This is a genomic window from Candidatus Kinetoplastibacterium crithidii (ex Angomonas deanei ATCC 30255), assembly GCF_000319225.1.
Lineage (GTDB): Bacteria > Pseudomonadota > Gammaproteobacteria > Burkholderiales > Burkholderiaceae_B > Kinetoplastidibacterium > Kinetoplastidibacterium crithidii_B.
Map to the genome: position 1 here is coordinate 800,925 of NC_019815.1, position 20,889 is coordinate 821,813.

Sequence of the window (20,889 nt, forward strand, 5' to 3'; positions counted from 1 at the left end):
ATATTATTTAAATAGTTTTAATTTTTTTAAGTACCAATTTACAGTTTTATGCAGTCCAGATGTTATTTCTTCTATAGGTTTCCATTTCATTATTGTTTGAATTTTTGTTGAGTCAATAGAGTATCTTGTATCATGTCCTGGACGATCATTTATAAATTTAATATTTATTTTATAAGTCTCGTAATTTTTCTTAGGATAAGTTTTATCTAGGATTTCGCATAACAGGATAGCAAGTTCTAGGTTGTTTATTTCATTATTAGCTCCAATGTTATAGCTTTCTCCTGGTATGCCATATTTGATTATTTTGATTAGTGCATTGCAATGGTCTGTTACATATAGCCAGTCTCTGATTTGTTGGCCATCACCATATATCGGTATAATAGTATTATGTAGCGCAGATGTAATTATTTTTGGTATAAACTTTTCTGTATGTTGGTGTGGCCCATAATTATTTGTGCTAATAGTTATTATTACTGGGAATCCATATGTTTGAAAAAAAGATTGTGCTATATGATTAGCTGATGCTTTACTGGCTGAATATGGATTGTTTGTTTTGTATGGGCTGTTTTCTGCAAAAGGTTTTTCATTTTTTTTTAATGATCCATAAATCTCATCTGTAGATATTTGTATAAATTTAAATTTTTCTTTCTTATCTTGGTTAATGTTTGCCCAATAGTATTTACAAGTTTCGATGAAGTTAAGAAAATCCATTATATTATTTTGAGCGAATATTTTTGGATTTGAAATTGATGTATCTACATGTGTTTCTGCTGCAAAATTTATGATTAAATCTGGCTGATACTTGTGTAGTATGTTTTTTACAAGATTAACATTGCCAATATTGCCTTTGATAAATTTATAGTTTTTAATTTCTATAGGAATATTTTTTATATTTGATGAATAACTTAACTTATCTAGATTTATTATTTTTCGATTTTCGGAAGTATTATTCCAGATTTTTATAAAATTAGATCCTATAAATCCGGCTCCTCCTGTAATTAATATAGTCATATGTTGATAAATTTATATATTTTTAAAAGTAAATTAAATAATTTATTCCTGCAACACTATCTTTTAGATTTTTATTTTGTTAGAATTCTAATGTTTTGTCAGATTTAATATTTATGTATAGGCATTAAAAGATTGGCGGTAGTAGCTCAGTAGGATAGAGCACGAGCCTTCTAAGCCCGGGGTCGGGGGTTCGAATCCCTCCTACCGCGCCATATTTTATTATAATTATAAATTAGTTGTAGGAATAGACTTTTTGTAATTTTTTAGCCAGTATTTTTAATTCTGATAAGTGGTATTTTTGCTATCTATTGTTTTATTCAAGTTGGAATATGCTAATATTTTATTCTTGATGCAGAGGTGGTCGTAGCTCAGTTGGTAGAGTCCCGGATTGTGATTCCGGTTGTCGTGGGTTCGAGCCCCATCGACCACCCCAATTTGTATTAGAAAATTTCGGAGCCTTTGATGATGGCAAGCCATGTAAATCCTATTTTTAGTGGTAGTATTGTAGCTTTAGTTACTCCTATGTTGCCTGATGGCACCTGCGATTTTGATTCGTACCGTTCTTTGATTGACTGGCATATATCTGAAGGTACTGATGCTATGGTTGTGGTAGGCACAACTGGAGAGTCTCCTTCTGTGTCTTTTGATGAACATGCTGAATTAATTAAAGTTGCTGTAGAGCATTCTAATGGTCGTATACCGGTGATTGCTGGAGTCGGTGCTAATTCTACAAGCGAAGCTATTTATTTAACAGAGCATGCCAAAAGAGTTGGTGCTCATGCAGGTTTATCGGTTGTTCCTTATTACAATAAGCCTTCTCAAGAAGGAATATATAAGCATTTTAAAATGATTGCAGAGTCTGTCGATTTGCCTATTATTTTATATAATGTGCCAGGAAGAACTGTAGCTGATATTAGCAATGAGACTGTTGTTAGACTATCTGAAATACCAGGTATTATTGGATTAAAAGATGCAACTGGTGATATAGCTAGAGGAGTACTCTTGTTAAGAGAAGTTCCTAATAGTTTTCAAGTTTTTAGTGGAGATGATCCTACTGCAGCGGCATTTATTATGTTGGGAGCTGCTGGAAATATTTCGGTTACAGCTAATATTGCACCTAGACTTGTGCATGATTTATGTGAGGCTGCGAAAATTGGAGATGTTCCTATGGTGCGCCAACTTAATATGAAATTATCTTTGCTGAATAAAGCTTTGTTTGTTGAGGCTAATCCTATACCTGTTAAGTGGGCTTTGAGTGAGTTAGGTCTTACACCTTTAGGGTATCGTTTGCCTTTGGTTTCTTTGAGTGAGACTAATCATGCTTTTGTTAGAAAGGCAATGAAGGTAGCTGGTATTCTTTAGTAAGAAAACATCTTATTAAATCAGTAGTAGTTATTAAAAAAACTTATGATATTGATAATCATAAGTTTTTTTTGTCTTTTTCTTATATTGATAATTAATATACATGCAATATATTAAATGTTATGTTACTGGTTATTAATAATTATTTTCTGTATGCTTTTTAGTTTGTTTAAGCTTTCTAATGGCGTTGTTTCATCTACGTTTATATTTAAAATAACTTTTTTGAGTTTTTCATATTGTTCTAGCTCATAGTTATGAGCATTTGAAATTGGTTGTATGTCATTTTCAATAGTTGGTTCTTTTATTGAATTAAGTTTTTCTATAGATTTTTGTATTACTTCTATTGGTAATCCTGCTTTTTTTGCAACTTGGATCCCATAGCTTTGATTTGCTGGTCCATTTTTTAGTTCATGCAAGAATATTAGATCATCTTCTGTTTCTATAGCACTCATATGTACATTAGTTGCTTGTTTATGAATATGAGGTATTTTAGTTAATTCAAAGTAATGAGTTGCAAAAATAGTTAAAGATTTATTATAGTTTAATAGATAGTCAGCTATACCCCATGCTAGTGATATACCTTCATTTGTAGAAGTGCCTCTACCTATTTCATCTATTAGTACCAAGCTATTTTTATTGCTAGACGAAAGTATTATTGATGCTTCTGTCATTTCTACCATGAAAGTAGATTTTCCTCCTGATATATCATCTGAAGCCCCAATTCTTGTAAATATTCTATCAATTGTTCCTATTTTTGCTTCATATGCAGGTACAAAACTTCCTACTTTTGCGAGAAGTGATATTAAGGCAATTTGCCTCATATATGTAGATTTCCCACCCATATTGGGTCCTGTTATTATGAGCATTTTTTGTTCATTACTAAGAAAACAATCATTCGGAACAAATGTTTCTATATGAGCTTCTACTATTGGATGTCTTCCTGATTTTATTATTATTTCATTTTCATTGCTTATAGTAGGGCATGTCCATTCATATACAAAGGCATGTTCTGCTAGAGCAGACAATACATCAAATTCGGCAATTGCTTTAGCACATTCTATTAGATTTGTTATATAGTTGTTTAATTTTTGTATTATTTGCTCATATAAATATTTTTCTCTAGATAAAGCTTTTTCTTTGGCAGATAATATTTTGTCTTCCCATGTTTTTAGTTCTGGAATAGTAAATCTTTCTACATTTTTTAGAGTTTGTATTCTTTTGTAATGTGATGGAGCTTTTTCAATTTGACCTTTAGTTATTTCTATGTAAAAACCATGTATTCTGCTAAATGATAATCTTAAATTGGTAATGCCTGTCTTAATTTTTTCCTTTGTTTCTAGTTCTTGCAGATATGTGTTTTCATTTTTAGAAATAGATCTTAATGTATCTAACTCATGATCAAAACCATCCGCTATTACATTTCCTTCTTTTATTGAGTATGCTGGCTCAGGATTTATTGACTCATTTATTAAGTCGTATATTGATGTATCTATTAGTAACTTTTCTTTGATATTTGTTATCTTTTCTGATTTTTTAATTATAATTAATAGTGAATTAATTTGTGGTATGATTTTTATAGTGTTTTTTACATAGATTAATTCTTTAGGACGAATTGATTTTAGTGCTATTCTTGATGTTATTCTTTCTAAATCAGGTATTTCTTTCAATAGATTTCTAATGGTTTGTATAATATTATTATTTTCTAATTTATCTTTTTTGTTTATTGATAGTAAACTATTTATAGCATCTTGCCTTAGTTTAATTTCTTTGTCATTAGTCAATGGGTTATGTAACCATTTTTTTAGCAGTCTGCTACCCATAGAAGTATTACATCTATCTAAATGTGAAAAAAGTGTAGGTGATTTTTCTCCATAGATAGTTTGAGTTATTTCTAAATTTCTTCTTGTGAATGGGTCTAGAAAAACAAATTGTTTTGAATGCTCTACCTGTATTGTCCGGATATGTGATAAGGCATAAATAGATTGTGCTTTATAAGCATATCTTAGGATGGCTCCTGCAGCTCCTATATATGACGAATTTGTGGATATGCCAAAACTATCAAGTGATAATATTTCAAAATGAGTTAATAAATGTTTTAAGGCATTTTCATAATCAAAGTGCCATTTAGGAACTTTAGTATATGTAGCACTGAAATCTTGTGTGCTAGTTAAATTATATTCTTCAGGTATAATTATTTCAGTTGGCGATAACCTATGTAATTCTGATTTTAGTTCTTGTAATGATTGACATTCCATTACCTTAAAATCACCATTTGCTAGATTTAAATAAGAAATCCCTATTTTTTGTTTATTATATTGATATGGATCGATAGCGACCATTGCACTATCTGATTTTGATGACAGTAGAGATTCTTCTGTTATAGTTCCAGGAGTTATAATTCTAACTATTTTCCTCTCAACTAGATTTGTTTTAGAATTGCTGAAATCAGTAATTTGTTCGCAAATAGCTACAGATTCTCCTTGCTCTATAAGTTTTTTTAGGTATTGCTCTAGTGAGTTTGCCGGTATTCCAGCCATAGGTATAGGTATGCCGTTTATAAATCCTCTTTTTGTTAGATTAATATTTAATAAAAGAGATCCCTTTTCAGCATCTTCATAAAACATTTCATAAAAATCTCCCATTCTGAAGAAAAGCAACATACTTCCTGCTTCTTTTTTTAAGGAAATATATTGTTGCATTAGTGGGCTTAATCCTTCTACTATGGTCGGCATTTTAATGCAAGAATGTTTTTTCATATAATGTTTTTGTGGGTGCTATTTTTTTAAAATTTGCTTATATAGTTTTTTTTAACCAAGCTGTATATTGATTAACCCATGATTTTATAAAATTCAAAGTATATTCTTCATTAATTATGGATAATTCTGGGTCAAAAATATTATCATGGCAATGCAGCATTAATTCTGGTATAGGCATTGTAATAACGCCTAATGATGATAGTATTTGTCTTAGGTGGTATTGCGCAGAACATGTTCCAGATTTGCTAATAGATCCACCAATAATAGCTGCTTTCTTATTTTTCCATGAGTTTTGACCGTATGGTCTAGATATCCAATCTATTGCGTTTTTTAGAGCTGCTGGTATAGATTTATTATGTTCAGGTGTTATAAAAAGCACTGAATCTGTATTCATTATCTCATTTTTTAGTTCTGCTATTTTTTCTGGAAAATTTTTTTCATGGTCTTCATTGTATAAAGGCAAATCAGATATTTTTATATATTTAAATATTAGATCTTTACATGAAATTTGTTCTGCAGTTTTAGCTATTTTAAAATTTATAGAGTCTTTTTTTAAACTTCCTATAAAGACCGCTACTGTTATTTTTTGTGTGGTCATAATTAGTTATTTCATTTGTTTTTAATAGTAATTTATTTGTATAATTTGTAATTTTAGCATGGCTATAGATATTTCTGATAATAAATGAGAAATAGGTGGTATGTTTTATTATTTTGGTAAGAATAATTTTCAGGGGTTTTGTATGCTTATAATCAAAGATTTTATGTTTAATTTGTTATTTTCTGCTGTCATTTTAGTTTTCGGTTGGTGGTTTTCTTCAGTTATAGGTCGTTGGTTTCAAAGGGCAGTGAATTTATCAGCTCATATAGATGCTACTGTTGTTCCAATGTTAAAATCTTTGATTGTCTGGAGCATTAGAATATTTACATCAATTGCTGTTCTTTCTAGATTTGGAGTTCAAACCGCTAGCATAATAGCTGTCTTGGGAGCTGCAGGTTTGGCTATAGGTCTTGCGTTGCAAGGAACATTGCAAAATATAGCAGCAGGCATTATGTTACTATTGCTTAGACCTATCAGAGTTGGTGAGTATATATCTTTAAAAACCTCTGAAGAGGGAGTTATTCAAGAAGTAGGTCTGTTTTTAACTAAAATTATTCAACCAGATGGCATCCATTTATCTTTGCCAAATAGCATGGTTTGGAATTCAACAATAACCAATTTTAGTCGTAATACTACACGAAGAGTAGATATACCAGTATTTTTAAGATATGAGGATGATATAGAGTTGGCTATTCAACTAATTATGGATGTTGTTTTATCGAATAAATATTTATTAAAGGATCCAGAGCCTTTAGTTAAAGTTGTAGATTTTAGAGAACTAGCGATAGTTGTTAATATAAGAGCATGGTCTAATACTACAACATATTGGGATTTTCGCTGGTGTTTGTACAACGAAGTATGGAAAGTTTTAAGGAAAAATGGTTTTAAATCACCAATTGTAGTTAGGGAATTAAGTAATTGATGTTTTTATTTTTTTAATATCTGTTGATAATAGATTCAAAGATACCATGTAAAATATTTATTTCATTTTTTTTGAGATTTGATCTTAATGCTAATTGTGTTAATTTGAGCATGAGATGTTTTGGTTTTAATGGGTTAAGGAAGTTAATCTTTATAAGAATCTTTTCTAACTTTTCTAAAAGAGTAATGATTTCTGAAATTGATGCCATGTCATTGTTTTTGTTTTTTTTATGTGAATTTTGTTTTGTGATGTTTATGTTTTGTTCCATAATTGCATAATATAGCTCCCATGCAACTATTTGCAATGCATGTGATATATTTAGAGATTGGTATTCTGGATTAGATGGTATATTAGCAATGCAATTGCATAGTGATATTTGTTGATTAGTTAACCCATGATTTTCTGATCCAAATACAAATGATATTTCTTTATTTGAGTTTATCATATGTGAAATAGCTACTTTTATTGCATCTCTAATTTGGTATGAACATAGATCTATTTTTCTATTGCTTCTTGCTGTTAAGGCTACTGAAAAAGATGTATTTGAAAGAGCTTCTTTTAAATTTTTGCAAATTGTAATATTTTTTAAAACATCTTGAGCATTACTTGCAAATTTAATGGCTTCATTATTTTCTGTGATTTCATAATTGTTATGGTTTACAATTATTAATTTTTGAAAATTCATGTTTTTTAAAGCTCTTGCTGAAGATCCTATATTTCCAGGATGACTAGGGTTAACTAATATGAAATTTATTTTTGAAAACATCTTGATCATTTATGTTATGGCTGGTTTTTTTGCATATATTCTCTTATTTATATATGCTTGATAGATTATTACATATATTATGTTTGTTTATTACAAAATCTATAGAATTTTCTAATAGATATTAGCATTTATTAATTTAATTATGAATCCAATTTTAAATATTGCAATTAAGGCAGCTAGGAAAGCCGGTGCTATAATAAATCGTTCAAGTTTAGATTTAGAGAGAAATAATGTTTCTTCTAATCTACTTAATGATTATGTAGCAGAAACTAGTCGTTTATCAGAACATGTAATATCAGAAGTTCTATTGAATGTTTATCCTGATCATGATTTTATTGGTAAAAATGATAGTTTTGATCTAAATAAAGAGTTCAAGTGGATTGTATGTGGACTGGACGGCTTAGAAAATTTCATTCATTGTTTCCCTTTTTATTCAATTTCTATAAGCCTAATGCACTATAATAATATTGTGCAATCAGTTGTGTATGACCCTGTTCGTAATGAATTGTTTACAGCCAGTAGAGGGGCAGGAACTTTTTTAAATGACAGACGTGTTAGAGTGTCAGGAAAAAATCGTTTTGGTAAGTCTTTAATTTCTATTCAAGATAATCGTGTTGCTAATAATTCTTTTGATCTTTTGGATAAAACAATACAAAATTTATCGATTAGAAAGATAAACTCTTGTTCTTTGGCTCTTGCTTATGTTGCTTGTGGCAGGTTAGAGGCTTTTTTAGGTTCTAATTTAAGTATTTTTGATATGGCTGCTGGTGGATTATTATCTTCTGAATCTGGAGGGTTGGTTGCTGATTATCATGGAGATCAAAATTGGTTTTCTTCTGGTCAAATGCTAGCAGCAACACCAAAAATATTTGCTAAAATAGTTAATGCTCTGCAAACACAAAATTTAAATGATAACTAAGTATTTGGTTTGTTGTTTTGTTATATAATTTCACATTTTTATTGGAAGTTAGTATGTTAATTTTAAGGAGAAATATCTAATGGATTGGCTGCTAGATCCAACAGCATGGGTCGGCTTGCTTACATTGATAGTACTAGAAATTGTTCTAGGGATAGATAATCTAGTTTTTATTGCAATTTTGGTAGATAAGTTAACGCCTATAGAACGAGATAAGGCACGTATCATAGGTCTTGGTATGGCTTTGTTGATCAGAATAATCTTTCTATCATGTATGTCATGGTTACTAACTTTGACAAACCCTATATTGCCAAATAGTTCGTTTTCAGGTCGTGACCTGATTATGCTTATAGGGGGAATAGTTTTATTATTTAAAAGTACAATAGAGCTTCATGAGCGTATTAATGGTGATAATAATTCCTCTACTTACTCAAAAGAGTATGCCAGTTTTTGGGTAATTGTCGCACAGATTGTTGTTTTAGATGCAGTTTTTTCATTGGACTCTGTAATAACAGCCATAAGCATGGTTGATCAGTTAGCTATTATGATGATTGCTGCAATTATAGCTACGTGCGTAATGATGATTGCATCAAAACCATTAACTATATTTGTAAATAATCATCCAAGTACTGTTGTTCTTTGTTTAGGGTTTCTCCTTATTATAGGATTTTCTTTATTGGCAGAAAGTTTTGGTTATAAAATACCTAAAGGGTATTTATATGTTGCCATAGGTTTTTCGATATCTATAGAAGCTTTAAATTATGTTTCAAGAAGAAATTTCTTGATGATTAATTCCAGAAGACCTATGAGAGAAAGAACAGCAGAAGCAGTTCTCAGAATGTTTGGTAAATCATATTCTAATGAAAATCCTAAATCTTCAGATAATCAACATGTTAATGTTAAAACCTTTGGTATTGAAGAAAGAAACATGGTTAGTGGTGTCTTGGCTTTATCTGATAGATCTATTCTATCTATAATGACACCAAGAACAGACATTTCTTGGATTAGTATTACAGATTCTCCGCAAGAAATACATAGACAATTAATAGAAGTTCCACATAGTTTTTTTCCAGTGTGTAAAGGTTCTCTGGATGAAGTTATTGGCATTGGTAGGGCTAAAGATTTAATATCGTATTTGACTGAGAATAATGATCTATCGAAGGCTAATTTAAGAGATCCTATTATTGTTCATGAGTCTATAAGCATTCTAAAATTGATAGAAATTTTAAAAGTTTCAAGAGGACAGTTGGTTCTAGTTGCTGATGAATTCGGTGAGATCGAAGGTCTTGTTACTCCAATTGATGTGTTAGAGGCGATTGCTGGAGAGTTTCCAGATGAAGATGAATTGCCAGCAATTATTAAGGAAAATGATTTCATATGGAAAATTGATGGTTCCGCTGATCTTCATCATGTGGAGCAATCTTTAGAAATTGAAGGTCTTGTAGATGAATCGCAAGACTATTCAACAATGGCTGGATATTTATTATCTAAATTTGGAGAACTTCCTGAGATAGGAGATGTTTGGGATCATTATTATTACGGCAGTCTATTTTGTTTTGAAGTTTTAGAATGTGATGGACGTCGTATATCTTTAGTTAGAGTGACAAGAAGAGTCTTAGATGAAATCGATGTTTCATCTAGTGAGTAGTTAAAATTGGATACCATAGTGTTTAGTAATTTTTATTATTTTGTTCAAACATGTTTTTTAGGCATAATAGAAGGAATCACAGAATTTATTCCAGTATCTAGTACCGCTCATTTAATATTTCTAGGTAAAATCATAGGTTTTGATTCTGAAGAAAGTAGAGTATTTGAAGTTTTTATTCAGGCTGGTGCTATGTTTTCTCTTTTGGTATTTTTTAGAGAGAAAATAAAAGATTTAGTTTTGGGTCTAATACGTCTAGATTCTAAGCAACTATTGTTTTTCCGTAATTTGTTGGTGTCTATTATTCCAACTGTGTTGATAGGTTTTTGTTTTATTAGCAGGATAAAAGATATTTTTAATTATGAGATTATTATTTCCATATCTTTAATAATAGGTGGGTTTATTATATTAATTGTGGAAAATAATTATTATTCTAATAATCATAGAGAAAGCTCAATATATAAAATATCACTAAAACAAGCTTTATTTATAGGTTTATTACAGTGTTTAGCGATGATTCCAGGTGTTTCTCGTTCAGGAGCAACAATAGTAGCTGGTATTGTTATTGGGTTAGATCGTAGGAATGCTACTGAATTTTCTTTTATGATGGCCATACCTACAATTATTGGTGCAGCTATGTATGATATATATAGCAATATGGGTTTGTTGTCATCTAAACTTTGTATAGGAATGTCAATAGGTTTTATAGCGTCATTTATTAGCGCCATGTGTGTAGTACATATTGTTATTGAATTTGTAGCAAATCATTCGTACAAGATATTTGGGTGGTATAGGATAATCATTGGGTTATTGATGCTATTGATGATTATGCAATAAATATGCAACACTTATACTAAGCAAATCTTATTCCATTAGAATCTAGTATTATTTTTCCTTGTTTAGTTAGTTTGTCATCTAAGTCCCATTCTGGCAAAACCCATCTTTCGCAAAGAGAGTTTTTGAAATTGTAATTTACTTTTCCTTTTTTATGAGTGTGACCGTGAATCATTATCTGAACTTTATGGCTATCAAACACTCGCAGTAATTCAGATTCATTTATATCCATTATGTCGTTTGGTTTCGACTTATTATTTATGTTGCTATAATTTCTTAAACTAGAAGCTAGTGACAAACGTTCTTCAATTGGCTTGTAAAGGAATTGTTTTTTCCAATTCTCATTATTAGTTAACATTTTGAATTTTTGATATTCCAAGTCATCTGTACATAATTCATCTCCATGAGTGACAATAATTGTTTTGAAATCTGTATTTATTATTGTTTGAGATGATATTAATTTTATTCCTGTAAAACTTGAAAATTCTTTTCCTAATAGGAAGTCTCTATTACCTCTCACTAGAAAAACAGGAATTTTTCTAGTGGCTTGTTTCATGGCAAATAAAATTTCTTCTAGCCATTCTGGGGCGAGGTTGATTACGTCGTCACCAATCCATATATCAAAAACATCTCCTAACAATAACAAAGCATCTGAATAAGAAGATGCTTCATGTATTAGCGCTTTGAATGCTTCTAGTGTTGCATAATGATTTTCAGAAAGATGAAAATCAGAAGCAAACCATAAACTGCCTTTTAATATGAGATTACTCAATTATTTCTACCGTTTTTATGACTATGTCTTCCATTGGAACATTTTGATGAAATCCTTTATTGCCAGTTCTGCTATTTTTAATTTTATTGATTGTTTCTTCTCCGTCAACTACTTTTCCGAATACAGCATATCCCCATCCATTTTGTGTAGGAGCTGAGTAATTTAAAAAATCATTATCTGCAACATTTATAAAAAATTGACTAGTTGCAGAATGAGGATCATTAGTTCTTGCCATTGCAATTGTATATTTGTCGTTTTTCAAGCCATTATTTGCTTCGTTTTCAATAGGTTTTTTTTCAGAGGTTTTATTTTCTAAATTTTTTGTTAATCCTCCACCTTGTATCATGAACCCGTCGATTACCCTGTGAAACAACGTGTCATCATAAAACTTTGTGTTGACATAATGTAGAAAATTTTCTACTGTTATTGGTGCTTTATCTTTATCCAATGAAACAGTAATTTCTCCGAGATTGGTTTGTATTTTCGCTTTGATCATGATGTGTGGTCTAACTCCATTTGGTAAATTATAGTTCTATAACTTTTATTAATAATATATAATTATAATGCCATTAAATTTATTTTTTGTTAATCATAAGTCTTACTTTTAATATACACAACTATAGTTTTTTATTTCTGCTGATCTGTTTATAATCAATTATCAATCTATTTTATTTATTTTGACCTCAAAGTTAATATCTATATAATTATTAATATTAAGTGTTAATTTCATAACCTAGTTTTATTCCCACAGCATTAATTGATACTAAATATTATTAGTAATACTTTTACATAATATAACTATATTTTAGTGATTTATTGAAATAAAAACTAAATTTGTTCGTAAACTTATCTATTGCTTACATTTAAGATGTTTTTATTTGTTGGTGATTTTTAATACCTTAAACTTTTGATTTTTTTAAGATAAATTCTATATGTTGCACATATATAATACATTAACTCATACTAAAGAAAAATTTCAACCATATCATAAAGGCTCTGTCAGGATGTATGTTTGTGGTATGACTGTATATGATTTTTGTCATCTTGGCCATGCTCGTGTAATGATTGTGTTTGACATAGTCCAACGTTGGTTACGTAATATTGGTTTTCGCGTAGAGTATGTTAGAAATATAACTGATATAGACGATAAAATAATAAAACGTTCTTTAGAACTCAAGAAAGACATTAGTGATATTACTAACTTTTATATATCAGCTATGCACGCTGATGAGAGGGCCTTGTGGGTAAATAGTCCGAATAAAGAACCTAGAGCGACTCATTATGTAGATCATATGATTGAAATGATACAGCAGTTAGAAAAAAAAGGTCTTGCTTATCATGCTGAAAATGGTGATGTTAATTTTAAAGTTAGATCTTTCCCATCTTATGGAAAGCTTTCTAGAAAAGATTTGGATTCTTTGCGTTCTGGAGAAAGGGTTCCGGTTGCATCAGATAAACATGATCCACTAGATTTTGTTTTATGGAAACATTCAAAAGAAAATGATCCAGACGATAGCAAATGGAATTCTTGTTATGGAATTGGTCGTCCTGGATGGCATATAGAGTGTTCTGCAATGAGTCATTCTATATTAGGATTGCCGATTGATATACACGGTGGAGGGCCAGATCTTATTTTCCCTCATCATGAGAATGAAATAGCACAAACTGAAGGGGTATATGGTGGAGTTTTTTCTCATAATTGGATGCATTGTGGTCCCCTTATGGTTAATGACTATAAGATGTCTAAGTCACTGAATAACTATTGCACAATAAGAGAAGCAATTGGTTATGGTAACTTATCAAATGATGAGTATTGTGTGAATACCAGAGAAGCCGAGATGCTTAGATTCTTCATTGTTAGAAATCATTATCGAAGCAAACAAAACTATGTGATTGATAATTTAATAGATGCTCAAAGCTCTTTAGATAAGTTGTATTCTGCTATCATTAACTTCCAGTTTGATAGTGATTATTGTGTAGACTGGTCAGATCCCAGTGCTACAGAGTTTGCTGAGGCTATGAATGATGATTTTAATACGCCAAAAGCAGTAGCTATTTTATTTGACTTAGCATCTAAGGCCAATAGAGATAACTGTGTTCGTAGTGCAAGGCAACTTAAGAGTTTATCTAGTATTTTGGGGCTGTTAAATCAAGATCCTGAGAATTATTTTAAGTCTAATACTAGATATGGAAGTGGTAGTATTAAATCAGTCTATTTGTCTGACGAAGATGTTGAATTACTAGTTTTGAAAAGATCGCAAGCTAAAAAAAATCTTGATTATAAAGAATCTGATTATATTAGAAATTTGTTAAAAGAATCTGGTATAGAGGTGGAGGATTTGCCAAATTATTCCACACGTTGGCGTCGTTTTTAATTATTTAAAGGAAAAAGTTTTTGATGCCTAGTAATAAAAATATAGTTCAGCCTGATTATTGGGAAGAAGCGGTTTCTCAATTGAAAAAGAAGGATAGGATTTTAAGGAAAGTAATACCACTTTGTGAAGATAAGGTTTTATTATCTCCTAGCCCACCATTTTTAACGCTTGTTCGCTTAATTTTAGCTCAGCAAATTTCTGTAAAAGCAGCTGCTACTATATGGAATAAATTTATTAATTTAGTAGGCGAGTCACCTAATCCTAAATTAATTTCTAGCATGTCTGGTGAGTTGTTAAGAAATATAGGTGTTTCTAAAAGAAAAATTGATTATTTAAAAGATTTAGCTGATTATTTTAATAATAGTAGTGTTTGTCCTGAGAAATGGCTTAAAATGGACGATGAGTCTATAATTTCAGAATTGTCTAGAATTAAAGGAGTTGGTCGATGGACAGCAGAAATGTTTTTGATCTTTAATATGCAAAGACCTGACATAATGCCATTAGATGATTTTGGTTTATTAAAAGCAATATCTACTCATTACTTTAGTGGAGAGCCTGTCTCTCGTTTTGAGGCTAGAGAAGTGTCTGTAGCATGGCGTCCTTGGCGTACTGTAGCTACTTGGTATTTATGGCGAAGTATAGAATAGGCTAATTATTTTTATAGAAACTGATATAAAAATTGTAAATATGAGAAATAACTTTTTAGAATTCGAGCAACCAATTGCTGAACTTGAAGAGAAAATAGAACAGCTTAGGTATGTCCAGTCTGATTCTGCTTTAGATATTTCTGATGAGATAGATAGGTTGCAAAAGAAAAGTGAACAGTTAACGAAAAAAATTTATTCTAAATTAACGCCGTGGCAAGTAGCTTTAGTAGCAAGACATCCTCAGAGACCCTATACACTGGATTATATTAATGAAATTTTTACTGATTTTCATGAATTGCATGGTGATAGAATGTATGCTGATGATCAATCTATTGTTGGAGGATTAGCTAGATTTAATGGCGTTTCTTGTATGATTATAGGCCATCAAAAAGGAAGAGATACCAAAGAAAGAGCTAGGCGTAATTTTGGCATGTCAATGCCAGAAGGATATAGGAAAGCTTTGCGATTAATGCGTTTAGCCGAGAAATTTAATATTCCTGTCTTTACTTTTGTGGATACGCCTGGCGCTTATCCTGGAGTTGGAGCGGAAGAAAGAGGTCAATCTGAAGCAGTAGGTCGTAATTTGTACGTAATGGCTGAGTTAAAAGTTCCTATTATTTGCACAATTATTGGAGAGGGTGGGTCTGGAGGAGCGCTTGCTATTGCCGTTGGAAATGATGTTTTGATGTTACAGTATGCTACATATTCTGTAATTTCTCCTGAAGGGTGTGCGTCTATATTATGGCGTAGCCCTGGTAAGACTCAAGAGGCAGCAGAAGCATTAGCAATAGTTGCCACTCGTTTAAAAGAATTAGGTTTGATAAATAAAATAGTAAGTGAGCCAGTAGGTGGGGCTCATAGAGAACCTCGTGTTATGGCTCAAATTTTAAGCAAATCACTAGTAGAATCTTTTAATGAAATCAAGAAATTAAATGCTGAGCAATTAGTAAAACAAAGGATATCTAATATATTATCTTTCGGATCATTCAGAGAAGTATCTTAGGAATTAGTGTTATGAATGATTCTTTTATTGTTTTGTATGATAGCTTTGTCAATTCATTATTTGAATTAGAGGAGCATCCTAAGAAAATTGCTATAGCTGTTAGTGGTGGGGTTGATTCTTCAACAATGTCTTATATTGCTAAAAAAGCAACAGAAAAATTTAATATTTCTATGGTGTTGTTTCATGTAAATCATGGGCTTCAGGAAACTGCTGATAATTGGTCACGACACGTCCATTCTTTAGCTAATTTGTTAGATGTAGAAATATATGAAAAAAAAATATTAGTGGATTCTATAAAGAAGAAAGGTATTGAAGGAGCTGCTAGAGATGCTAGATATAAGGCTTTTTATGACTTATCAATGGAACATGGAATCCATCATGTTTTTTTAGCTCACCATCAGAAAGATCAAGCAGAGACTTTATTATTTCGTTTGCTTCGTGGTTCTGGTGTAAAGGGTATGGCTGGTATGAAAAAAATATCGAAGGTTAATAATATTTTTTATATCAGACCTTGGTTAGATATAGATAAGAATAATATTGATATTGAAAGTAAAAAGTTTTCACTAGATAATTCTTGGTTTCCTATTAATGATCCTACTAATAAAGATCCAGCTTATTCTAGAGGTGTAATAAGATTCTTTTTAGAACCTGTCCTTGATAGATACTGGCCTCAATGGAAAAAAACATTATGTAGACATGCTTCTCATATGAGAGATGCAGATAACATTATTGAAGTTTTTTCTAGCAACTATTTGAAAACATTGGATTTTGATAATGATAATTTTAGTTTTTCATTGTTAAAATGGAGACTGATTTTATCAAAACCAATAAAAATGCAAGTTTTGAGGTATTGGATTATGTTGCATAATATCAACTTACCTAGTAATGCAGTATTGAATGAGATTTATAAACAACTTTCTCAATTACATGCATTAGGTTATGATCGTTGCATGACTGTTCATCATGATAATCATTTGATATTATGTAAAAGAGGTAGGGTATATATAGATAAATAATTACTAATGTAATATTGTTTGGTATAAAATAAAGCTTAGTGGTTATTTTACAATATGATTATTGGTATTTTTTTTGATATTTTATTAGAGTAAGAAATGTCGTTATTCGTTCATAAATATGGTGGGACATCGATGGGCTCTATTGAGCGCATCAAGAATGTAGCTTGTCGAGTTGCAAAATGGCACAGGGCTGGACATCAGGTTGTAGTGGTTCCTTCTGCTATGTCTGGTGAGACTAATCGCTTGTTGAGTCTTGCGAAAGAGTTAACTCCTTTCCCCGATGCCAGAGAATTAGATATGATAGCAGCTACTGGGGAGCAGGTTAGCAGTGCATTGTTAGCTATTGCATTGCAGTCTGTAGGCATATCTGCTAGAAGCTATGCTGGATGGCAAGTGCCTATCAAGACAGATTCTGCTTATAGCAAAGCAAGGATTATGTCGATAGATGGCGAGCATATTCTTTCTGATTTAAAACAGGGTCGTGTTGTAGTTATAACAGGTTTTCAAGGTGTTGATCAGGAAAATAATATTACAACTTTAGGTCGCGGAGGATCTGACACATCAGCGGTTGCTATTGCTGCAGCTTTAAAAGCTGATGAGTGTTTAATATATACTGATGTTAATGGTGTATATACAACGGATCCTAGAGTTGTTCCAGAAGCAAGATGTATGCCTAGAGTTTCATTCGAAGAAATGTTGGAAATGGCATCTCTTGGATCTAAAGTTTTACAAATACGTTCTGTTGAGTTTGCTGGTAAGTATAGTGTTCCAACCAGGGTATTGTCATCATTAACTGATGTTAATATCCCTTTAGATGAAGAAATGCATTCTGGAACACTAATAAATTTTGAGGAAAATGATAATATGGAAGCTGCTGTAGTGTCTGGTATAGCGTTTAGTAGGGATGAAGCTAAGATTACATTAATAGCTGTGCCTGATACTCCAGGTATTGCTCATTCTATACTTGGTCCTGTTGCTGCCGCTAACATAGAAGTTGATATGATTTTACAAAATCAATCTGTTGCTGGATGTACTGATTTTTCTTTTACTGTAAACCGTTCTGATTTTAAACGGACATTAGATCTTTTGGAAAATGATGTTGTTCCTGCTGTGCAAGCAAGAGAGATAAGTACAGATGACAAGGTTGCTAAAGTGTCTATAGTTGGCGTTGGAATGCGCTCTCATGTAGGTGTTGCGAGCTTAATGTTTAAAACCTTGTCTCAAGAGGGAATAAATATTAAAATGATAAGCACCAGTGAGATTAAAACTTCTGTTATAATAGACGATAAATATATGGAATTAGCTGTACGTTCTTTGCATAAAGCATTTGGTTTAGAACATAGTTCAGATACTGATAGTGTATAGTATAGTTTTTTGGAGGCGTGCCCGAGTGGCTGAAGGGGCTCCCCTGCTAAGGGAGTGTGTGGCAAAAACTGCACCGTGAGTTCGAATCTCACCGCCTCCGCCAGGTTGTTGATGTTGTTTTTTGTTGTAATTTATTTAGTTATTATTTATAATATACTATCCAGTGGCTCTGATTACCATTGGTGATTTTGAAATTAGAAATTTTTAATTTCATATAATACAGCTAGTCAAAAGCTAGCTGTATTCGATTTATTTTGTAGATGATGTATTTATCAAATGCGCCCGTAGCTCAGTTGGATTAGAGTACTTGGCTACGAACCAAGGGGTCGTGGGTTCAAATCCTGCCGGGCGCACCAATATTTTTAAGCTTAGGTATATATATTTTTATGAACCTAGGCTTTTTTTATGTCTTGTAGTCTAAAAATTAAACAATTTATATAAGAACTTGTTATTGTTGATTTTTTTATGATATTCATTAAGTTATTAATAAACTTATCCACCGTTTATGTTAATAAGTTTATTGTAATAGATCATCATCAAGAAAATTAGGTATAGGAATTATGTTGATTCCTTCTTCTTCTAGTTCTTTTTTTTCATCGAGTGATATATTCCCTTTTATTGAAGTTTTTTGAGATTCTCCGGAATGTATCAATCTAGCTTCTTCTGCAAAATTGTTTCCAACGTTTTCTGCTTTATTTATAATTTGACGTAGACTTTCTATGGTTTTAGCTTGTTGTTCTAATGATATATTATGGATATTATTAGTGTGTGTTTTTTCTATAGTGCTGCTAGATCTTTTTTTTCCTATATATGGAGTTGATAATAGTTTTGATATCTCTGATGATGAACAAATAGGGCATGTTATAAGGTTTTTGGATATTTGTTCTTCGTATTCAGTATGAGAACTAAACCATCCTTCAAACATATGGCCATTATTACAATGTAGATTAAAAACTTTTATAGTCATATATAATATTGTTATATTGTTATAGACATAAATATATTTATATAAACATATTTACGTCTATAAAGTTAATTTACTATTTTTCTATATTCATCTGTTCTAGTGTCAATTTCTATCTTGTCGCCTATTTTACAGAATAAAGGAACGCTTATTTCAAACCCAGTGTTAAGTTTTGCTGGCTTCATAACCTTGCCTGAAGTATCTCCTCTAACTGCAGGTTCTGTGTATATTATCTCTCTTACTACTATCGTAGGCAAATCAACTGATATTGCTTTGTTATTATAAAAAATGACCTCTACCTGCAAATCATCTTGAATATATTTAAGAGCATTTTCCATACATTCTTTTTCTATTTCGTATTGGTTAAATTCATTATCCATAAATACATACATAGGATCGTTGTAGTATGAATACACACACTCTTTTTTTTCTAGCTGTACTATTTCAAATTTTTCATCAGCTTTATATACTGACTCGCTAATAGATCCAACCAGTAAGTTTTTAAACTTCATTTTAACAACAGCAGAATTTCTGCCTGATTTGTTATACTCAGTACGTTGGACTACAAGAGGCTCCCCTCCAATCATCACAACATTTCCAGTTCTTAATTCCTGGGCAGTCTTCATTAAAAAACTCCGATATTATAAATTTGTTAATTAAATATTTTCCTAGTTTGAAAAATATAACATCCTATATTTTATTCGACTAATCTTGAAAATATAAATTTTTATTAAAAATCTTATAAGATTTTATCTTTTTTAAAATATTTTGTGCAGAATTTTAATAATCTATAGGATAACGAGCTTTGTTGGCTTTGATTATCTGACCAGTTTTTAGCATGTTTTTGCCATTTTATCCAGTTTGGGCCTGAAAATGATTCTTGTATGCTTTTAATCAGGAGATTTGAATTGTTTTTATTCCAAGAATATATTAGTTTTTTAACATAAGATGGGGGGTTATAAACATCTACCCAACAATCTAACTTGTTAATATGAGCATTATCTTCTTGTTGATATATATTCCAAATCATAGGGCGACCAGACCAAATAGCTCTTATAAAAGAATCTTCTCCCCTAACAAAATTTATATCCATACACCAAAGAAGTTTATCAAAATCATTTTGGTCAATAAATGGTATTTCAATGATTTTTACCTTTTTGTTATTATAGTATTTTGCAAATTTAAGTATAGGGTTTCCTAGATTCGCTAAAACAACTATTTCTTTATTTAATTTCTCGAATCCTTTTATTATATCTACAATTGGTGTTGTATTATAGCAGAACATGTAGCAAAAAAATTTGCTAGATCTTTTTTCTAATAAATTAGCATCAATTCCTAATGTTTTTAGAAAAAACAATTGTGATGCTAAAGATTTTTGAAAAATATTTCTTTCTTTTATTAGATTAGGCTCTAAAATGAGTCCTCCTGTTTTATTATTAAATCCAGGGAAGAAAAAAAATTTATTGCTATTTTTTGATATTTTAGATGGGAGTAAATGACAATTTTCTATCCAAGGTTCAGCTGTTAAATATTCTATATTTAGCCAACAAGATATATTTTCTGTTATTTTTTGTATGTATTCGTCTGGGATATTACAATTGAATGTTTCTATAATTAATTCTGCTGGTTTAATTTTTAATACATCATCACTATTCCAATTTAATATTTGTATATTATCGATTATTTGATAGTTAGAATTAGAATTTATTTTGGAGTTTATTGATGAAAAAGTTGTTAAATTATCTACAATTAACCTTACAATACAGTCATAATTATTAGCCAAGTCATTGGCTAATCTCCAAGAAAATCCTATATCTCCATAATTATCTATAATCTTACAAAAAATATCAATTTTCATTGTTAACCATTTCTATAATTAGTGTTATCATAATATCAAAGGTAATCAGGATACGTTAAGAATAGTAATTAGTCTTAAT

General features: G+C 30.8%; 19 protein-coding genes and 4 tRNA genes. 14 read left to right on the plus strand and 9 right to left on the minus strand.

The annotated features are described in order from the left end of the window. Positions 1–3: 3 nt before the first annotated feature. On the minus strand, positions 4–1,011 hold the full coding sequence (gene rfbB, locus CKCE_RS03790; protein WP_015238990.1) for a dTDP-glucose 4,6-dehydratase: 1,008 nt from the start codon (positions 1,009–1,011) through the stop codon (positions 4–6). 135 nt (positions 1,012–1,146) lie between these two features. Here rfbB and CKCE_RS03795 point away from each other — a divergent pair. The 3 genes from CKCE_RS03795 to dapA all read left to right on the plus strand — a co-directional run bounded on the left by CKCE_RS03795 (position 1,147) and on the right by dapA (position 2,373). Then, positions 1,147–1,223, plus strand: a tRNA-Arg gene (locus CKCE_RS03795). A gap of 145 nt (positions 1,224–1,368) precedes the next feature. Next, a tRNA-His gene (locus CKCE_RS03800) sits at positions 1,369–1,444 on the plus strand. Positions 1,445–1,476: 32 nt separating this feature from the next. After that, on the plus strand, positions 1,477–2,373 hold the full coding sequence (dapA, locus tag CKCE_RS03805) for a 4-hydroxy-tetrahydrodipicolinate synthase (RefSeq protein ID WP_041572104.1): 897 nt from the start codon (positions 1,477–1,479) through the stop codon (positions 2,371–2,373). Between the two features lie 125 nt (positions 2,374–2,498). Here the strand turns inward: dapA and mutS are convergent, their stop codons facing one another. Together mutS and CKCE_RS03815 are read right to left on the minus strand one after the other, a co-directional pair. Continuing rightward, positions 2,499–5,129, minus strand: a complete 2,631-nt coding sequence (mutS, locus tag CKCE_RS03810) for a DNA mismatch repair protein MutS (RefSeq protein WP_015238992.1) — start codon at positions 5,127–5,129, stop codon at positions 2,499–2,501. 37 nt (positions 5,130–5,166) lie between these two features. Further along, positions 5,167–5,727 carry an NADPH-dependent FMN reductase gene (locus tag CKCE_RS03815; RefSeq protein WP_015238993.1) on the minus strand — a complete coding sequence of 187 codons (561 nt, stop codon included), beginning with the start codon at positions 5,725–5,727 and terminating at the stop codon, positions 5,167–5,169. Positions 5,728–5,869: 142 nt separating this feature from the next. On the opposite strand from CKCE_RS03815, the gene CKCE_RS03820 reads away from it, so the two are divergent. After that, complete coding sequence (locus CKCE_RS03820) at positions 5,870–6,649, plus strand: mechanosensitive ion channel family protein (RefSeq protein WP_225968707.1); 780 nt, start codon at positions 5,870–5,872, stop codon at positions 6,647–6,649. 13 nt (positions 6,650–6,662) lie between these two features. Here CKCE_RS03820 and CKCE_RS03825 read toward each other — a convergent pair whose 3' ends face one another. Then, complete coding sequence (locus CKCE_RS03825) at positions 6,663–7,415, minus strand: RNA methyltransferase (RefSeq protein WP_015238995.1); 753 nt, start codon at positions 7,413–7,415, stop codon at positions 6,663–6,665. Between the two features lie 142 nt (positions 7,416–7,557). On the opposite strand from CKCE_RS03825, the gene CKCE_RS03830 reads away from it, so the two are divergent. The 3 genes from CKCE_RS03830 (at position 7,558) to CKCE_RS03840 (ending at position 10,813) form a co-directional block, all read left to right on the plus strand. Beyond that, the gene (locus tag CKCE_RS03830) at positions 7,558–8,334 is read left to right on the plus strand and encodes an inositol monophosphatase family protein (protein ID WP_015238996.1); all 777 of its coding nucleotides are present in this window, start codon (positions 7,558–7,560) and stop codon (positions 8,332–8,334) included. 79 nt (positions 8,335–8,413) lie between these two features. After that, entirely contained in the window at positions 8,414–9,979 is a 1,566-nt protein-coding gene (locus CKCE_RS03835) for a TerC family protein (protein WP_015238997.1), read from the plus strand. 6 nt (positions 9,980–9,985) lie between these two features. Continuing rightward, positions 9,986–10,813, plus strand: coding sequence for an undecaprenyl-diphosphate phosphatase (locus CKCE_RS03840; RefSeq protein ID WP_225968708.1), 828 nt, complete (start codon positions 9,986–9,988; stop codon positions 10,811–10,813). A 16-nt stretch (positions 10,814–10,829) separates the two neighbouring features. Here the strand turns inward: CKCE_RS03840 and CKCE_RS03845 are convergent, their stop codons facing one another. Together CKCE_RS03845 and CKCE_RS03850 are read right to left on the minus strand one after the other, a co-directional pair. After that, positions 10,830–11,582, minus strand: coding sequence for a UDP-2,3-diacylglucosamine diphosphatase (locus tag CKCE_RS03845; RefSeq protein WP_015238999.1), 753 nt, complete (start codon positions 11,580–11,582; stop codon positions 10,830–10,832). Then, positions 11,575–12,078 carry a peptidylprolyl isomerase gene (locus CKCE_RS03850; protein ID WP_015389061.1) on the minus strand — a complete coding sequence of 168 codons (504 nt, stop codon included), beginning with the start codon at positions 12,076–12,078 and terminating at the stop codon, positions 11,575–11,577. The genes CKCE_RS03845 and CKCE_RS03850 overlap by 8 nt, the downstream gene beginning before the upstream one ends. Positions 12,079–12,514: 436 nt before the next feature. Between CKCE_RS03850 and cysS the strand changes: the two genes are divergently transcribed. The 7 genes from cysS to CKCE_RS03885 all read left to right on the plus strand — a co-directional run bounded on the left by cysS (position 12,515) and on the right by CKCE_RS03885 (position 18,344). Next, a complete protein-coding gene (gene cysS, locus CKCE_RS03855; protein WP_015389062.1) occupies positions 12,515–13,957 on the plus strand; it encodes a cysteine--tRNA ligase in 1,443 nt (480 codons plus the stop codon). 23 nt (positions 13,958–13,980) lie between these two features. Beyond that, a complete protein-coding gene (locus tag CKCE_RS03860) occupies positions 13,981–14,604 on the plus strand; it encodes a DNA-3-methyladenine glycosylase family protein (RefSeq protein ID WP_015239002.1) in 624 nt (207 codons plus the stop codon). Between the two features lie 40 nt (positions 14,605–14,644). Then, positions 14,645–15,607: an acetyl-CoA carboxylase carboxyltransferase subunit alpha gene (locus CKCE_RS03865; protein ID WP_015239003.1), complete on the plus strand. Its 963-nt coding sequence runs from the start codon at positions 14,645–14,647 to the stop codon at positions 15,605–15,607. Positions 15,608–15,618: 11 nt separating this feature from the next. Beyond that, positions 15,619–16,623 carry a tRNA lysidine(34) synthetase TilS gene (gene tilS / locus CKCE_RS03870; RefSeq protein ID WP_015239004.1) on the plus strand — a complete coding sequence of 335 codons (1,005 nt, stop codon included), beginning with the start codon at positions 15,619–15,621 and terminating at the stop codon, positions 16,621–16,623. 96 nt (positions 16,624–16,719) lie between these two features. Further along, positions 16,720–17,988, plus strand: coding sequence for an aspartate kinase (locus tag CKCE_RS03875; protein ID WP_015389063.1), 1,269 nt, complete (start codon positions 16,720–16,722; stop codon positions 17,986–17,988). Positions 17,989–17,999: 11 nt separating this feature from the next. Further along, positions 18,000–18,091, plus strand: a tRNA-Ser gene (locus tag CKCE_RS03880). Between the two features lie 175 nt (positions 18,092–18,266). Beyond that, positions 18,267–18,344, plus strand: a tRNA-Arg gene (locus CKCE_RS03885). Between the two features lie 161 nt (positions 18,345–18,505). On the opposite strand, the gene CKCE_RS03890 is transcribed toward CKCE_RS03885, so the two are convergent. The 3 genes from CKCE_RS03890 to earP form a co-directional block, all read right to left on the minus strand. Further along, entirely contained in the window at positions 18,506–18,955 is a 450-nt protein-coding gene (locus tag CKCE_RS03890) for a DUF1178 family protein (protein ID WP_015389064.1), read from the minus strand. A 65-nt stretch (positions 18,956–19,020) separates the two neighbouring features. Further along, positions 19,021–19,578, minus strand: coding sequence for an elongation factor P (efp, locus tag CKCE_RS03895; RefSeq protein ID WP_015239007.1), 558 nt, complete (start codon positions 19,576–19,578; stop codon positions 19,021–19,023). 113 nt (positions 19,579–19,691) lie between these two features. Further along, a complete protein-coding gene (gene earP / locus CKCE_RS03900; RefSeq protein WP_015239008.1) occupies positions 19,692–20,810 on the minus strand; it encodes an elongation factor P maturation arginine rhamnosyltransferase EarP in 1,119 nt (372 codons plus the stop codon). Positions 20,811–20,889: the final 79 nt, after the last annotated feature.

What these genes read in the sequence shown, in the direction of transcription:
- rfbB (WP_015238990.1), bottom strand. Translation starts at nt 1,011, where the DNA reads ATGACTATATTAATTACAGGAGGAGCCGGATTTATAGGATCTAATTTT.
- dapA (WP_041572104.1), top strand. Translation starts at nt 1,477, where the DNA reads ATGGCAAGCCATGTAAATCCTATTTTTAGTGGTAGTATTGTAGCTTTA.
- mutS (WP_015238992.1), bottom strand. Translation starts at nt 5,129, where the DNA reads ATGAAAAAACATTCTTGCATTAAAATGCCGACCATAGTAGAAGGATTA.
- CKCE_RS03815 (WP_015238993.1), bottom strand. Translation starts at nt 5,727, where the DNA reads ATGACCACACAAAAAATAACAGTAGCGGTCTTTATAGGAAGTTTAAAA.
- CKCE_RS03820 (WP_225968707.1), top strand. Translation starts at nt 5,870, where the DNA reads ATGCTTATAATCAAAGATTTTATGTTTAATTTGTTATTTTCTGCTGTC.
- CKCE_RS03825 (WP_015238995.1), bottom strand. Translation starts at nt 7,415, where the DNA reads ATGTTTTCAAAAATAAATTTCATATTAGTTAACCCTAGTCATCCTGGA.
- CKCE_RS03830 (WP_015238996.1), top strand. Translation starts at nt 7,558, where the DNA reads ATGAATCCAATTTTAAATATTGCAATTAAGGCAGCTAGGAAAGCCGGT.
- CKCE_RS03835 (WP_015238997.1), top strand. Translation starts at nt 8,414, where the DNA reads ATGGATTGGCTGCTAGATCCAACAGCATGGGTCGGCTTGCTTACATTG.
- CKCE_RS03850 (WP_015389061.1), bottom strand. Translation starts at nt 12,078, where the DNA reads ATGATCAAAGCGAAAATACAAACCAATCTCGGAGAAATTACTGTTTCA.
- cysS (WP_015389062.1), top strand. Translation starts at nt 12,515, where the DNA reads ATGTTGCACATATATAATACATTAACTCATACTAAAGAAAAATTTCAA.
- CKCE_RS03860 (WP_015239002.1), top strand. Translation starts at nt 13,981, where the DNA reads ATGCCTAGTAATAAAAATATAGTTCAGCCTGATTATTGGGAAGAAGCG.
- CKCE_RS03865 (WP_015239003.1), top strand. Translation starts at nt 14,645, where the DNA reads ATGAGAAATAACTTTTTAGAATTCGAGCAACCAATTGCTGAACTTGAA.
- tilS (WP_015239004.1), top strand. Translation starts at nt 15,619, where the DNA reads ATGAATGATTCTTTTATTGTTTTGTATGATAGCTTTGTCAATTCATTA.
- CKCE_RS03875 (WP_015389063.1), top strand. Translation starts at nt 16,720, where the DNA reads ATGTCGTTATTCGTTCATAAATATGGTGGGACATCGATGGGCTCTATT.
- CKCE_RS03890 (WP_015389064.1), bottom strand. Translation starts at nt 18,955, where the DNA reads ATGACTATAAAAGTTTTTAATCTACATTGTAATAATGGCCATATGTTT.
- efp (WP_015239007.1), bottom strand. Translation starts at nt 19,578, where the DNA reads ATGAAGACTGCCCAGGAATTAAGAACTGGAAATGTTGTGATGATTGGA.
- earP (WP_015239008.1), bottom strand. Translation starts at nt 20,810, where the DNA reads ATGAAAATTGATATTTTTTGTAAGATTATAGATAATTATGGAGATATA.